This is a genomic window from Pseudorhodoplanes sp. (assembly GCF_050250235.1).
In the GTDB taxonomy this organism is placed as follows: Bacteria; Pseudomonadota; Alphaproteobacteria; order Rhizobiales; family Xanthobacteraceae; genus Pseudorhodoplanes.
Map to the genome: position 1 here is coordinate 62,131 of NZ_JBFWPA010000024.1, position 13,222 is coordinate 75,352.

Consider the following 13,222-nt stretch of genomic DNA (forward strand, 5'->3'; position numbering starts at 1 on the left):
CCCGCTCTATCGCAGGCGCGTTACGCCGCGCGCCTGTCGTTGACGTCGATCACCGCGGTCATGGCTGTATTGCCGGCGGCGCAGCCGTGGAAGAGACCGCAGCCGACCGGTCACCTCGCCACGGCCAATCAGCGACATGATGCGCTGGAAGGTCATGACCGGCCCGAAGATCTCCTGCGTCGCCACCACCATGTCGGAGACGACGTCGTCGAAGATCGTCGGCTGCAGGAGCAGGCCGTCGGGATATTTGTCGACCTTGGCGCGGCCGCCACCGGTGACGAGCCGAGCGCCTTCGGCCTTGCCGATGTCGATGTAATGCAGCACGCGCTCAATATGCGCGCGATGCGCAGCGTGCCGACGCGCGTGTCCTTGTCGACCGGATCACCGATGCGCAGGCGCGGGATCAGTTCGAGTTGCGCCGCATAAGTTCGTCGCCGATCTGATGATGGGCGTAGACGCGCGAGCCGGAGGTGCAGACCTGCCCCTGGTTCATGAAGGCGCCGAGTAGAATTCCCTGCGCCGCGCGGTCGAGATCGGCGTCCGGGAACACGAGCTGCATTCTTGCCACCGACCTCGAGCGTCAGTTGCTTGCCCGAAGGCGCCGCAGCGGACATGGCGGCGCGGCCGGTCGCCACCGATCCGGTCAACGAAATCTTCACGATGTCGGGATGCGAGACGATCGCCTCGCCCGTGGTCGATCCGCGGCCGGTGAGCACGTTGACGACACCGGGCGGCAGCGGCGATCAGCTTGGCGATCTCCAGCGTCGTGATCGGCGTCGTATCGGCCGGCTTGTAGATGACGGCATTGCAGATGGCAATCGGCGCGATCTTGCCGAGGAACATGTTGAGCGAGAAGTTCCAGGCGCCGATGATGCCCAAGGGCTCACGGAGATCGTAGCTCAGGATATTGCCGCCGTCCAGCAATGCGCGGCCTTCGAGTGCGCGCGCGCGACGCTGGCGTAGTAACGCAAACGGTCGGCGGCGGTGGCGACGTTGGCATAGCTCTCGCGCCAAGGCTTGCCTGTGTTGGCGGTTTCCAGCCAGGCGAAACGGTCGATCTCCGCCATCAAGCGGTCGGCGAGCGCGAGGATCGCCTCCGCGCGCTTGCGCGCACCATACGGTACCAGGCCGACCACGCCGCCTTGGCGGCGAACACCGCTTCGACCACGTCTCGCGCGCTCGCATCCGGCACCGTGCACAGCACTTCGCCGGTGAGCGGACTGCGCGATTCGATCACGTCGTGCGACGACGAACGATGCCATTCGTTGTTGATGAACAGGTCGTAGCTGCGCGGGATCTCGTAAGCAATGTCCTACACCGTCAAGATATGAGCCGTCGCCACAGCCGAATCCTGGCCGAGCAGGCCGCCAGCCATCTGCGCGAGCCCGACTTTCGGCGCGCCGGCCTGGCGCGCGCCCGCGCGCCCCATGAGTTGCTCGTGAACCTCTACAATCTGCGCGACGCCGGTGGCCCCGACCGGATGGCCGCGGCTGGTCAGCCCACCGCTCACATTCACCGGCATGCGGCCGCCGAGCGTGATATCGCCGTCTTCCAGCAGGCGGATCGCCTCGCCGCGGTCGCACAGCATCAGATCCTCGATATCGAACAGTTCCTGCGGCGCGCTGGCGTCGTGCACCTCTGCGACCGCGATGTCCTTCGGATCGATGCCACCCTGCGCATAAGCCGCATGGCCCGCACGCGCCGTGGCGTTGCCGCTCTCATCGCCTTCCGGCAACCCGGAAACAAGACCCGAGGCAACGACGCGGCTCGTGTGCGACAGCCCGCGCTTGCGTGCGAAGGCGGGTGACACGAGCACCACGCAGGCCGCCCCGTCGACCACGCCGCCGCACATCGCGCGCGTCAGCGGTGGCACGATGACTCGATCATTCAGGACCTCATCCACCGTGATCGGCGTGCGCAAGCTGGCGCGCTCGTTCATCACCGCGTGGGCGCGGTTCTTGGCCGCGACTTGGGCGAAGTGGCGTTGCGTCGCGCCGTAGCGCTCCATGTAGCGGTTGGCGCGCGCGGCATTCACGTCCATGAACACCGAACGGTTCTCGTCGACGCTTTTGTGGTCGGTTGCAGTCGCCAGCGCGGCGAATGAGCGGCGCTTGTCTGCATGGGTGAGACGCTCGGCGCCGAGCACCAGCACGCAGTCGTATTGGCCGTAGGCGATCGCGCTCCACGCCAGATGCACCGCGCTCGATCCGCTCGAACAGGCGTTCTTGACCGTCTGCATCGGCACGCCGCGAATGCCGGCCGGCGCCAGCAGCGCCTGCGCCATGATCGATTCCTGATCGACGATGGCGCCACCGAAGGCATTGCCGACGAAGGCCGCCTGCACGTCGGTGGCGGCGATGCCGGTATCTTTCAAGGTGCCCTCCAGCACCGGCCGCGCGATCTCCACCAGCGACTGCTCGGTGAACCGGCCGAAGGGACCGACCATGCCGCCGGCGACCAAGGGAATAAGCGCGGGAGCATTGGCCATGTTAGCGCGCGAACTCGGCCGTGCCTTTGGCGGTCTGCGCACCGTCGGCCTTGTTGGCCGTGAGCGCACAACGGACGATGTCGCCAACTTCGACGACCTCGGCCTTGAGCACGAGAGAGTCGTCCGGAAACACCGGCGCGGTGAAGAGTACGTCGAGAACCCGCGTCCGTCCCGCGCCGGCGTACTCATCGAGCAGGCGCGCGAACTGCGCGGTGGTCATCGGCCCCTGCTGCAGCACGGTCGGGAATCCCGCGCCTTTGGCGAAAGCCTCGTCGACATGAATCGGGTTCGGATCCTGCGTGCCCTCGGAGAAGGCGGCCAGCCGCGCCCGGCCTGCGGGCGGCAGCGTGACTTCGAACAGAACGTCGCCGGGCTTCATCGCGCTCATGACTGCTTCACCAACCGCGTGAGTTCGCGCAGCACGAGCTTGTCGTCGCTCACGCGGCGATAATCGAAGGTGACGTCGGCGAACCAGACCGGCCCGCGCTTGCCCTGCTTCTCGACGATCTTATCGACCTTGACATGCACGGCGAGCTCGTCGTCCCAGCCGATCGGCTCGAACCATTCGTAACGCTGGCCGCCGTGCAGCGCCTTCTGGCGCGGTATGTCGAGATCGACGAATAGATTAACGCCGAGCGTCTCGCCGCGCAGGAAGATCATGTAGGTCGGCGGCACCCGCTCGGGATCGGCATCGATGCCGAGCCCGGCCATGAATTTGCGGGCGAGCGCACGATCCGGCTTGAGCCGGTACGGCGAATAGCTGTGACCTGAACGCTCCATGCGCATCGGAGTGACGCCTCTTTCCGGCGATCCCTGTTTAGAACCGGGCCACCGGCTCGGTCAACAGTTTTTATATTATCGTAAAAAACTCAGACCGGCGCGGTGCCGCCTTCGCCCGCACGCAGGCGAAAACGCTGGATCTTGCCGGTGCTGGTCTTGGGCAGTTCCCCGAGGACCGCGAACCAGCGCGGGCACTTCACATGCGCCAGACGCTCGCGCACGAAGGCGCGCAGATCGGCCACGAAAGCCGCGTCGTCGGCGACGGGCGCGCGCGGCACTACGAAGGCTTTCGGCTTGATCATGTTCTCTTCGTCGGGCGTGCCGACCACCGCGCATTCCATCACGTTAGCGTGCTGCGCGATGACGCCCTCGATTTCCGCAGGCGACACCCAGATGCCGCCGACGCGCAGCATGTCGTCGGCGCGGCCGACCATGAAGAAGTTGCCGTCCTCGTCTTCGAAGACCTTGTCGCCGGTGAGCACGCCGCCTTTGGCCATCGTCAGTGCGGTGCGCTCCGGCTTGTTCCAGTATTCACGCGCCGCCGATGGGCCGAACATGCGCAGATTACCAATCTCGCCTTTCGGCACCGGCCGGCCTTCATCATCCACTATCTCGGCGCTGTAGCCGGCGACCAGCCGTCCGCAACTGCCCGGCACCGGCTGGCCGGGACGGTTGATGAGGAACATGTGCGTCATCTCGGTAGTGCCGAAGCCGTCGAGAATGTCGACGCCGACATAATCGCGCCAACGCTGCATCAAGCTCGGCGGCAGGATCTCGCCGCCGCTGATGCACAGCCGTAGCCGCACGGACGCCTCGCGCACGCGCTCTTGACCGATATGGTCCTCGGCATAGCGCAACATTCCGGCGAACAAGGTCGGAACGCCGAAAACCGCGGTCGGCCTGTGCTTCAGCCATAATTCCCAAACCCGCTGCGGCGTGATCGCGTCGGGACTGACCAGAGCCTGCGCGCCGCTACGGATCGGGAAATAAACCTGGTTGCCAAGGCCAAAGGCGAAATACATCTTCGGCGGCGATAGAATGACGTCGTCCTTGGTAATCCCGAGCGCCCCGAGTCCGAAGAGTTCGGTCGCCCAGAACATGTGGTTACCAGTGTGCACCACGCCCTTCGGCATGCCGGTACTGCCGGAGCTGTAAAGCCAGAAGGCCATCGCATCAGGATCGGTCGGATAGCTCGCGCATTGCGCGCTCTGTGCGGCGATCAGATCGTCGAGCAGCGGATAGCCGGCGACCGGCGCGCGCAGCGTGATGATGTGCCGCAACCGCGGCATCGCCGCGCAGATCTCCTTAATGATGGGCATTAGACTGTGATCGACGATCAGCACCTGAGCGTCGTTGTCGCTGATGAAGTAGTGATAGTCATGCGACTTCAGGTAGGTATTGATCGGCAGGGCTACCGCACCGATTTTCATGATGCCGAGCATCACCGCGGGAAAATCGATGCCGTCCATCGCGCTAAACAGCACGCGCTCGCCAGGCTTCACGTCGAGCGAATTGAGCAGATTGCCGATACGGCTGACGCGTTCGTCGAGAGCCGCGAAGCTCCACGTGCGGTCCGGTGCAACGATATAGGGTCGCGACGCATGCTCCGGCGCAGCCGAACCCTCCAAAAGATAGTCGACGATATTCGTGCTCAGAGCCGATTGCGGCTCGCGCATCTGCGCCATGCCCATGGACATATTCACCCTCGTCTCCGTTATTGAAGGCAGTTTTTACATAATTGTAAATTATCGAGCAGGTCATCAGCCTCGTCAAGTCGCAAACTCAGGCGGCAAAGGGACGCGCTGCCTCATCCAATGCGTTAGCGCGGCACCGGCAAGCACGCATACTGCAATAAGGCCCGCGCAATGTAACGATGTGCAGCAGACAACACCACAAACCGCAACCCTACCGACCGTCACGCCGAGGAACCCGCGAGGCGTCCGCCGCGCCAGCACCGGGCAGCAAGGCCGACGGTTTTTATGCTTATGTAAAATTTCTTTTACAGCGCTGTAAAGCGTGATAGATACCCGGCCTAGAATCCATATTGGGAGGACGAGATGACGCCGACAAATCGCAATGGGCGCAACAGCATAAACCGCCGCGCCGCCCTTAGAGGCGCTGCGGGACTTGCCGCCGCCGCGGGCTTTACGCCCGTCCGCTTCGCTATCGGCCAAACCGTGTCGGTCAAGGTAGGCTTCCTACTGCCTTACTCCGGAACCTATGCCGCTTTAGGCCACAATATCACTGAGGCATTTAAGCTTCGGGTCGACGAACGCGGCGGCAAGCTCGGCGGCAGGCCGGTCGACTACGTCGCCGTCGACGACGAATCCGATCCGGGCAAGGCGGCAGACAATACCAACAAGCTTGTAACCCGTGACAAGGTCGATGTGATCGTCGGCACCGTCCACTCAGGCGTTCAACTCGGCGTTTCGAAAGTGGCGCGCGATACGAATTCTCTGCTGATCATTCCGAATGCGGGCGTGAACGCCGCGACCGGACCGCTCTGCGGATCGGGCATTTTCCGCAGTTCGTTCTCGAACTGGCAGCCCGGTTACCCGATGGGGACCGTGATGACTGAGCGCGGCCACAAGCGCGCCGTCACACTGACCTGGAAATATGCTGGCGGCGAAGAAATCCTGGGCGGCTTCAAGGAAGGCTACGAAAAGGCTGGCGGCAAAGTCGTCGAAGAACTGTACCTGCCGTTCCCAAACACCGAATTCCAGGCCCTGCTCACCAAAATCGCCGACATCAAGCCCGACGCGGTGTTCGTGTTCTTCGCCGGTGGTGGTGCGGTGAAGTTCGTCAAGGACTACCATGCCGCGGGGCTGCGCAAGTCGATACCACTATACAGCACCGGTTTCCTGACCGACGGCACGCTCAAGGCTCAGGGCCAAGCGGCCGAAGGGCTATTCACCACCCTGCACTACGGCGATGGCCTCAACACGCCCAAGGACAACGCCTTCCGTTCAGCCTTCGAAGCTCGCGGCAAGGGCGAGGCTGATGTGTATGCCGTTCAAGGTTATGATGCGGCGCAGATGTTGGCCGCTGGCCTCGATGCCGTAAAGGGCGACGTCGGCGCGCGCGGCGAACTGGTGAAGGGCATTGAACAGGCGACAATCGATAGCCCGCGCGGCCCCTTTACCATCGGCAAGAACCACAATCCCGTACAGAATATCTACCTGCGTGAAGTCAAGAACGGCAAGAACATCGTCGTCGGTGTCGCCGCCAAGGCCCTGATGGATCCGGGCCGCGGCTGCAAGCTGGCCTGAGTATCGCAGTCCTAATCCGCCCCACGGGAAGGGATAGGACTCATCGCCATTATCACCACAGCCGGCACGCTGGCGCGGCCCGAAACGCGATGGATCCCACAATATTTCTCATTCAAGTACTGAACGGCGTTCAGTATGGTCTGTTGCTGTTTCTCGTCGCCAGCGGCCTGACACTAATCTTCGGCATCATGGGCATCATCAACCTTGCCCATGGCAGCTTCTACATGATCGGCGCCTATCTCGCATACGCGCTGACCTCCCTGAGCGGCAGCCTGTTGCTAGCCATTTTGGCGGGCATGCCCGTGGCACTTCTCTTGGGCTCCTTGCTGGAACGGCTGTTCTTTTCCTATCTTTACGATCGCGATCACCTTTATCAGGTTCTACTCACTTACGGACTGATCCTGATATTCGAGGAACTCCGGAGCATCGTCATAGGCAATGACGTTCACAGCATCGCCATCCCGGCGCTGCTCAGTTCCTCGATCCAGCTTACGGACACGTTGAGCTATCCAGTCTATCGTCTGTTCCTCTCGGTCGTGTGCCTCGCAATAGCCGCCGGCATGTATCTGCTGATACAGCATACGCGCCTGGGCATGACCATTCGCGCTGGCGCCTATAATCGAGAGATGGTCCGAAGTCTCGGCATCGACATAAGGCTGGTCTACAGCGGCGTCTTCTCCCTTGGCGTCGGCTTGGCAGCTTTCGCGGGCATGATCGCGGCGCCAGTATCCTCCATATCCCCGGGCATGGGCGATTCCGTTCTGATCACGTCGTTCGTCGTCGTCGTGATCGGCGGCATCGGCTCGGTGAAAGGCACCATGGCTGCCGCGCTGCTGGTCGGTCTCGCGGACACGTTCGGCCAGGTGCTTCTTCCGCAGGCCGCCGGGATGATCGTCTATCTGCTCATGGCCGTCGTCCTCTTGTGGCGGCGCGAGGGGCTTTTTGGGAAAGCGGTTTGATGATGGTACAGAAATTCGTCCGTTCGCCAGACGCGCTGGCGTTGATCGCTTTTGGCTGCCTCCTGATGTTCCCGTTCTTCGGCGGCGACTTCTACATCCAGCTAGTGACGAAGATCATGATTCTCTCAATCTTCGCCATGAGCCTGAACTTGCTCGTCGGCTTCACCGGTCTCGTCAGTCTCGGGCACGCGACCTTTTACGGCCTTGGCGCTTACGCTCTCGTTTTCAGCTCGCCGCAATACGACCCCCCCAACTTCTGGCTCACGCTGCCGGTCTCGATGCTAGCGGCGGGCGCCGCCGCGCTGATCATCGGGACATTCGTCCTACGCACCAGCGGCGTTTATTTCATAATGGTCACGCTCGCATTCGCGCAGATGGTCTATTACATTTTCCACGACGGGAAGTTCTCGGGCGGCTCCGACGGCGTTTATATCTACGCCAAACCCGAGCTGCGGCTTTTCGGCTTCGATCTCCTCAACCTCGAAAAGACCTTCAACTTCTATATCATGGCGCTCGTCGCCATGGCGCTCTGCTACGGCGCGCTGCGCGTCATGCTGCATTCGCTGTTTGGCCGCACGCTGCTCGGGATCCGGACGAACGAGCGGCGGATGCTTTCCCTGGGCTACGCGACCTTTCGCTACAAGCTTGTCAGCTTCGTCATTGCCGGCGCTTTCGCCGGGCTGTCGGGCTATCTTTCGGCGGCGCAGTTCGGCTTTGTGAACCCTTCCTTTCTCGGCTGGCACCAGTCAGCACAGGTGCTAATGATGGTGATCCTCGGCGGTATGGGCACGCTGCCCGGCGCCATCCTGGGCACGTTCTCGCTCGTCCTGCTCCAGGAGTTCCTCTCCGAGCTGACGAAGCATTGGCTGCTGCTGATGGGCGGCATCATTATTCTGGCGGTTATCAAGCTGCCGCACGGCCTGGCGGGCGGCTTTACAGCCCTTTTTTCCACCCGCGAACGCACCCTGACGAAGACCGCGGCGTCGACACGAGAACGGACCTCCGCGACATGAGCCCGGTGCAACTCAGGACGCAGAGGCTTTGCAAGCGCTTTGGCGGGCTCGCCGCCGTATCGGATATTTCGATCGAGGTGCGGCCGCGCGAGATCCACGCTTTCATCGGTCCCAATGGCGCCGGCAAGTCGACCCTGATCAACCTTCTCTCGGGTGAACTCAAGCCAACGAGCGGCGGCATTTATATTAATGATCGAGAGACAACCAATTGTTCTGCTTCTCAGGTTTCACAGGCCGGCATCGGACGCACCTATCAAAAGACAAATATATTCCTGCCGTTCACCGTTTTCGAGAATGCCCGCCTCGCGGCGCAATCCCGCCTTCCGACTTCAATGCGCTTCGTCCGAGATGCATCCCGCTACGAGCATCTGAACGAAGGCGCCAGGGCCGCACTCTCAGCGGTCGGCTTGAGCCATTGCGCCAACAGAATTGCATCAAAGCTCAGTCATGGCGAGCAGCGGCAGCTTGAAATCGCCATGTGCCTGGCGACTGCGCCGTCGCTGCTGTTGCTGGACGAGCCGTTCGCCGGCATGGGTGCCGATGAATCGGGGCTGATGGTCGAACTCCTCAAGAGCCTTGCGCGCGATCACGGCATTCTGCTGGTCGAGCACGATATGGACGCGGTTTTCCAGCTCGCAGACCGCGTTACAGTGTTGGTGAACGGCCAACTGCTCGAAAGCGGGACGCCGAGCGACATTCGCAACAGCGCAGCGGTACATAGCGCCTACCTTGGCACGGATGACCATGCATGACTCTCCTTTGATAGAGGCACGGGATCTCCACGCCTTCTATGGCGAAAGTCACATTCTTCACGGGATCACTTTTTCCGTCGGTCCGGGAGAATGCATCGGTCTCATGGGACGAAATGGCATGGGCAAGAGCACCCTGCTGCGGTCTATCTTGTCGATTGTGCGGCAAAGATCAGGTGCCGTGCGCGTGCGCGGCATAGACATGATGAAAAGTACTCCTGACGCGATCGCACGCGCCGGAATTGCTTACGTTCCCGAAGGGCGCGGAATTTTCGGCAATCTTACGGTTCGGGAAAATCTCGTCATGGCCGCGCGACGCGGCTTCAACGGGAGCCGTGACTGGACCTTCGAGCGCGTGCTCAAGACTTTCCCCCCCCTGAGAGAGAGACTTGACCACGGCGGCACTCAACTGTCCGGCGGAGAGCAGCAGATGCTGACGATCGGACGTGCGCTAATGACCAATCCTGATCTCCTTATTCTCGACGAGGCTACTGAAGGACTTGCGCCGCTCGTTGCAAAGGAGATCTGGTCAATTCTGCGCGACATCCGCCAGCACGGGATTGCCAGCATTGTCGTCGATAAGGACTACCGCTCCGTTTGCCGATTGGCGGATCGCTGTATCGTTTTGGTCAAGGGGAAAATCGCGCTCGAAGGCATTGGGAGAGAGCTCCGCGCTGATATGACCATGTTAACTAAGTATCTCAGCGTGTAGAATCCATCGCCTCATTGGAAGCGTCCCCTTTGATTGCAGACGACGAATGAAGACCCTGCGCCCGCGAGCCGCCGACGCACAAATTCGCATCAGCCACCTACGCCCTGAACGGCGCGGCCTCACTGAAAAGAACATCGTAAGGTTTTGCCGGAATAACCTACGACTCGCCAATTTCGGATAACCTTGACACGCTGAAAAATGTGACCGGGCTTAGCGGCGTCTTAATCCAAGCCAATTTTGTTGATCTCGATGTGCCCGCTGACGCGCGACATTTTGCGAAGCGGCGCCGAATTCGCGCGCGACCGGATATCGCCGCACACAGCCGCGATGGACGCCGAGGGTCGCGCGTTCGAGTAGAGGCGCGTGCGCACGCCGCCCGCTTTTGCAGATATCTGGAAGGCTTACGTCGACGGTGGTTGGCTCAGTCTAACGATCCCGCGCGCGCACGGCGGCCATGCAGGGCGTCGGCCTGTCAGGCGCGGCGACCAACAAGCGGCCTGCTCCTACGCCGATATCCGCCTGCAAGGCAGCCGCGGCAGCACCACGGCGTTGATTACCCACCACCTTGACGTGATCCGAAACCTGAGCGCCATCACGGTGCCGTACGCGTGCTCGTGTACGAGACAACCAAACAGCTCGACATAGCCGGGAGGAGCCGCGATCCGGCCGCCCGCGAGCGGTCCAGCCGCCTGGCGCCGTTTCCGCTATCAGTGTGCAAAGCCAGTCGAGCATATAGTAAAGCCTATAATCTGAGCTGGTCCCCATTCCCCGGACAGATTGGCGGCGTTGCTAAGCTTGTTTCTTCACGACGTTAAGCCGCCAGTCTGATGCCGTGGAAGCCCCGGTGGACTTCCTCCGGCGTTTGCCCGCCCAAGGCCGAGTGCGGCCGTGAGCTGTTGTACAACTCGACAACGGAACGCCCACAGGACCGGTGTTGAGCGTGAACTCCTTTATCCTTGGCATCCCTGGACCGGGCGGCAGGTCCACAACCATGAAGTGATCGAGAAGGGTGACGCGGCGGTCTTCCGTTGCAGCGTTTCCGGACAGGCGTCGGATCGATGGCTTGAGGTCCCGGCGTGGATGTTCGATCGGATGCTCAGTGCGAGTTGGCGCATTTGGGCTGCTCCGCACGTCGACCTTGCCGTGCTTGGTGCCCTGGCTGCGCTTCTTCATGACACACGCGAGCCATCGCAATCGAGCGGGATAGACGCAGCATCGGACGCTCACGGCCCGAATCGGGGAGATGTCCATGCCGCGCCAGCCCACGACACACCAGTCCGATCTGTTCTTCAACTCTGCTCCGCAGACCGTGCAGATCCCGCCATGGCAGGCGCTGCCGGAAGAGACGCGCCGACTGCTGACCAGGCTGATGGTGCGCCTGATCCTGGACCGCGTCGACGGCGATCAGTCCGTACAGCGGGAGGGCTCGGATCATGATGCATGAGAAGATCGGCCCGCACCATCTGGAGCGCAAGGCGATCCTATATGTGCGGCAGTCGTCGGCCCATCAGGTCTTGCACAACAGGGAGAGCAGCGCACTTCAATATGCGATGCGAGATCGCCTGACAGCACTTGGCTGGTCTCGGGTCGAGACCGTCGATGACGATCTCGGCCGTTCTGCCGCCGGCGGCGTCGCACGCGCCGGTTTCGACCGAATGGTCGCCGAGGTCTGCCTCGGCAAGGTCGGTGCCGTCGCGGCGCGGGAAGTGTCGCGGTTTGCCCGCAACAGCCGCGACTGGCAACAACTCATCGAGATGTGTCGCGTCGTCGACACCGTGCTGATTGACCAGGAGACGGTCTACGCGCCGCGGCAAGGCAACGATCGGCTGCTGCTGGGGCTGAAGGGAAGCCTCAATGAGTATGAGCTCGATCTTCTGCGCCAGCGCTCGCTGTCTGCCCGGTATGAGAAGGCCCGGCGCGGCGAACTCGTGGTTGCGGCCCCTGTCGGCTTCGTGAAGGTCGGGGACCGGCTCGATGAGGATCCCGATCGCCGCGTGCAGGAAGCCGTCACCCTGGTGTTCGACAAGGTGGCGGAACTCGGCAGCGCTCGGCAGGCCCTGATGTGGTTCCTTGAACATGGGCTGGATTTGCCCGCCAGGCGCAACAACGGTGACGTCATCTGGCGCAGGCCAAGCTACGCCACCATCCACCGGATGATTGAGAACCCGATCTACGGCGGCGCTTATGCTTATGGTAGGACTCGTGTTGCGCCGGGATTTGGAGCGTCGGCCGTTCGGCCGGGCATTCGACGCAAGGCGCGCGAGGAATGGCTGGCGCTGATTCCGGGCAGCCATGAAGGCTATGTCAGTTGGGAGCGGGCGGAGGCGATCCGCAAGATGGTGAGCGATAACGTGCCCGCGGGCCCGGATCACGGAGCGCCCAAGCATGGCGATGCGCTGCTCGCCGGGCTTGTCCGGTGCCGGCGCTGTGGCCGCAAGCTCACGGTTCGATACACAGGTACCAGCCACACCATTCCGCGCTATTCTTGCTGGCGGGGTCTGCTCGACAATGGTGAGCCGCGCTGCATCGCCTTCGGCGGGCTGCGCGTTGATGACGCTATTGGAGAAGCCCTTTTGCGGGTCGTCGAGCCTGGCGCGGTCGCAGCCGCCGCCGAGGCCGAGGCGCAGGCGGCCGCTCACTGCGATCAGGTCCGGGGCGCCCTCGACCGCGATCTGGAAGCTACCCGTTTCGCTGCCGACCAGGCTTTCCGGCAATACGATGCCGCCGATCCCGAGAACCGGCTGGTCGCTGCGGAACTGGAGCTGCGATGGAAACGTGCCCTCGCGCAAGTCGGCGAGATCGAGGGCAAGATTGCCGCACATGATGCCGCGACGCCGAGGCCATCGCCTGCGCTGACGGCGGACATTGCGGCGCTGGCCACGAACCTGCGAACTGTCTGGTCATCCCCGGCGACGGATGCCAGGCTCAAGAAGCGCATCGTGCGCACCGTCATTCGCGAGGTGGTCGCCGATATCGACGATGAAGCTTCCGAGATCGTCCTGCTGATCCACTGGATCGGCGGTGTCCATACCGAACTGCGCTTGCCTAAGCGGCGGCGCGGGCAGCGCAACAGCACCTCAGCCGACATCATTGCGGCCATCCGACAACTGGTGCTGATCGCCAGCGATGATTTGATCGCCGGCATTCTCAACCGCAACGGCCTGGTGACCGGACATGGCATTCGCTGGACTCGCGAGCAGGTCACGGCACATCGGTCGCACCTCAAGATCCCGGTCTTCCTGTCAGCACCGG

Annotated in this window: 12 protein-coding genes and 3 pseudogenes; 7 read left to right on the plus strand and 8 right to left on the minus strand. The window is 62.4% G+C overall.

The features are described from left to right. Positions 1 to 6: 6 nt before the first annotated feature. The 7 genes and pseudogenes from AB7F49_RS13310 to AB7F49_RS13340 all read right to left on the minus strand — a co-directional run. Positions 7 to 336 (minus strand): annotated as a pseudogene (locus AB7F49_RS13310) (aldehyde dehydrogenase family protein); the annotation flags it as partial. 67 nt (positions 337 to 403) lie between these two features. Further along, positions 404 to 1,014, minus strand: a pseudogene (locus AB7F49_RS13315) (aldehyde dehydrogenase family protein). Further along, a pseudogene (locus AB7F49_RS13320) lies at positions 900 to 1,237 on the minus strand (aldehyde dehydrogenase family protein). The pseudogenes AB7F49_RS13315 and AB7F49_RS13320 overlap by 115 nt, the downstream one beginning before the upstream one ends. A 75-nt stretch (positions 1,238 to 1,312) precedes the next feature. Continuing rightward, positions 1,313 to 2,488: a thiolase family protein gene (locus AB7F49_RS13325; RefSeq protein WP_428523039.1), complete on the minus strand. Its 1,176-nt coding sequence runs from the start codon at positions 2,486 to 2,488 to the stop codon at positions 1,313 to 1,315. Position 2,489: 1 nt separating this feature from the next. Next, positions 2,490 to 2,876, minus strand: coding sequence for a MaoC family dehydratase (locus tag AB7F49_RS13330; RefSeq protein ID WP_428523041.1), 387 nt, complete (start codon positions 2,874 to 2,876; stop codon positions 2,490 to 2,492). Beyond that, positions 2,873 to 3,274, minus strand: a complete 402-nt coding sequence (locus tag AB7F49_RS13335; RefSeq protein ID WP_428523043.1) for an FAS1-like dehydratase domain-containing protein — start codon at positions 3,272 to 3,274, stop codon at positions 2,873 to 2,875. Before AB7F49_RS13335 ends, AB7F49_RS13330 begins: the two co-directional genes overlap by 4 nt. Before the next feature lie 83 nt (positions 3,275 to 3,357). Next, entirely contained in the window at positions 3,358 to 4,965 is a 1,608-nt protein-coding gene (locus AB7F49_RS13340; RefSeq protein ID WP_428523064.1) for a benzoate-CoA ligase family protein, read from the minus strand. A 360-nt stretch (positions 4,966 to 5,325) separates the two neighbouring features. Between AB7F49_RS13340 and AB7F49_RS13345 the strand changes: the two genes are divergently transcribed. The 5 genes from AB7F49_RS13345 to AB7F49_RS13365 all read left to right on the plus strand — a co-directional run bounded on the left by AB7F49_RS13345 (position 5,326) and on the right by AB7F49_RS13365 (position 9,970). Further along, on the plus strand, positions 5,326 to 6,537 hold the full coding sequence (locus tag AB7F49_RS13345) for an ABC transporter substrate-binding protein (protein ID WP_428523045.1): 1,212 nt from the start codon (positions 5,326 to 5,328) through the stop codon (positions 6,535 to 6,537). An 89-nt stretch (positions 6,538 to 6,626) separates the two neighbouring features. After that, a complete protein-coding gene (locus AB7F49_RS13350; protein WP_428523047.1) occupies positions 6,627 to 7,496 on the plus strand; it encodes a branched-chain amino acid ABC transporter permease in 870 nt (289 codons plus the stop codon). Next, entirely contained in the window at positions 7,460 to 8,509 is a 1,050-nt protein-coding gene (locus AB7F49_RS13355) for a branched-chain amino acid ABC transporter permease (RefSeq protein ID WP_428523049.1), read from the plus strand. The genes AB7F49_RS13350 and AB7F49_RS13355 overlap by 37 nt, the downstream gene beginning before the upstream one ends. Next, the gene (locus AB7F49_RS13360) at positions 8,506 to 9,261 is read left to right on the plus strand and encodes an ABC transporter ATP-binding protein (protein ID WP_428523066.1); all 756 of its coding nucleotides are present in this window, start codon (positions 8,506 to 8,508) and stop codon (positions 9,259 to 9,261) included. Before AB7F49_RS13355 ends, AB7F49_RS13360 begins: the two co-directional genes overlap by 4 nt. Beyond that, complete coding sequence (locus AB7F49_RS13365) at positions 9,254 to 9,970, plus strand: ABC transporter ATP-binding protein (protein WP_428523067.1); 717 nt, start codon at positions 9,254 to 9,256, stop codon at positions 9,968 to 9,970. Before AB7F49_RS13360 ends, AB7F49_RS13365 begins: the two co-directional genes overlap by 8 nt. Positions 9,971 to 10,759: 789 nt before the next feature. On the opposite strand, the gene AB7F49_RS13370 is transcribed toward AB7F49_RS13365, so the two are convergent. Further along, the gene (locus tag AB7F49_RS13370; RefSeq protein ID WP_428523051.1) at positions 10,760 to 11,143 is read right to left on the minus strand and encodes a hypothetical protein; all 384 of its coding nucleotides are present in this window, start codon (positions 11,141 to 11,143) and stop codon (positions 10,760 to 10,762) included. A 76-nt stretch (positions 11,144 to 11,219) separates the two neighbouring features. Here AB7F49_RS13370 and AB7F49_RS13375 point away from each other — a divergent pair, with 76 nt between their 5' ends. Next, positions 11,220 to 11,414, plus strand: coding sequence for a hypothetical protein (locus AB7F49_RS13375; protein WP_428523053.1), 195 nt, complete (start codon positions 11,220 to 11,222; stop codon positions 11,412 to 11,414). Continuing rightward, the coding region (locus tag AB7F49_RS13380; RefSeq protein WP_428523055.1) for a recombinase family protein at positions 11,404 to 13,222 on the plus strand (1,819 nt) is incomplete at its 3' end. The genes AB7F49_RS13375 and AB7F49_RS13380, both read left to right, overlap by 11 nt.

Bases quoted from the DNA above. Each gene is read 5' to 3' on its own strand.
- AB7F49_RS13335 (WP_428523043.1), bottom strand. From the start codon at position 3,274: ATGCGCATGGAGCGTTCAGGTCACAGCTATTCGCCGTACCGGCTCAAG.
- AB7F49_RS13325 (WP_428523039.1), bottom strand. From the start codon at position 2,488: ATGGCCAATGCTCCCGCGCTTATTCCCTTGGTCGCCGGCGGCATGGTC.
- AB7F49_RS13350 (WP_428523047.1), top strand. From the start codon at position 6,627: ATGGATCCCACAATATTTCTCATTCAAGTACTGAACGGCGTTCAGTAT.
- AB7F49_RS13340 (WP_428523064.1), bottom strand. From the start codon at position 4,965: ATGTCCATGGGCATGGCGCAGATGCGCGAGCCGCAATCGGCTCTGAGC.
- AB7F49_RS13330 (WP_428523041.1), bottom strand. From the start codon at position 2,876: ATGAGCGCGATGAAGCCCGGCGACGTTCTGTTCGAAGTCACGCTGCCG.
- AB7F49_RS13375 (WP_428523053.1), top strand. From the start codon at position 11,220: ATGCCGCGCCAGCCCACGACACACCAGTCCGATCTGTTCTTCAACTCT.
- AB7F49_RS13345 (WP_428523045.1), top strand. From the start codon at position 5,326: ATGACGCCGACAAATCGCAATGGGCGCAACAGCATAAACCGCCGCGCC.
- AB7F49_RS13360 (WP_428523066.1), top strand. From the start codon at position 8,506: ATGAGCCCGGTGCAACTCAGGACGCAGAGGCTTTGCAAGCGCTTTGGC.
- AB7F49_RS13365 (WP_428523067.1), top strand. From the start codon at position 9,254: ATGCATGACTCTCCTTTGATAGAGGCACGGGATCTCCACGCCTTCTAT.
- AB7F49_RS13370 (WP_428523051.1), bottom strand. From the start codon at position 11,143: ATGAAGAAGCGCAGCCAGGGCACCAAGCACGGCAAGGTCGACGTGCGG.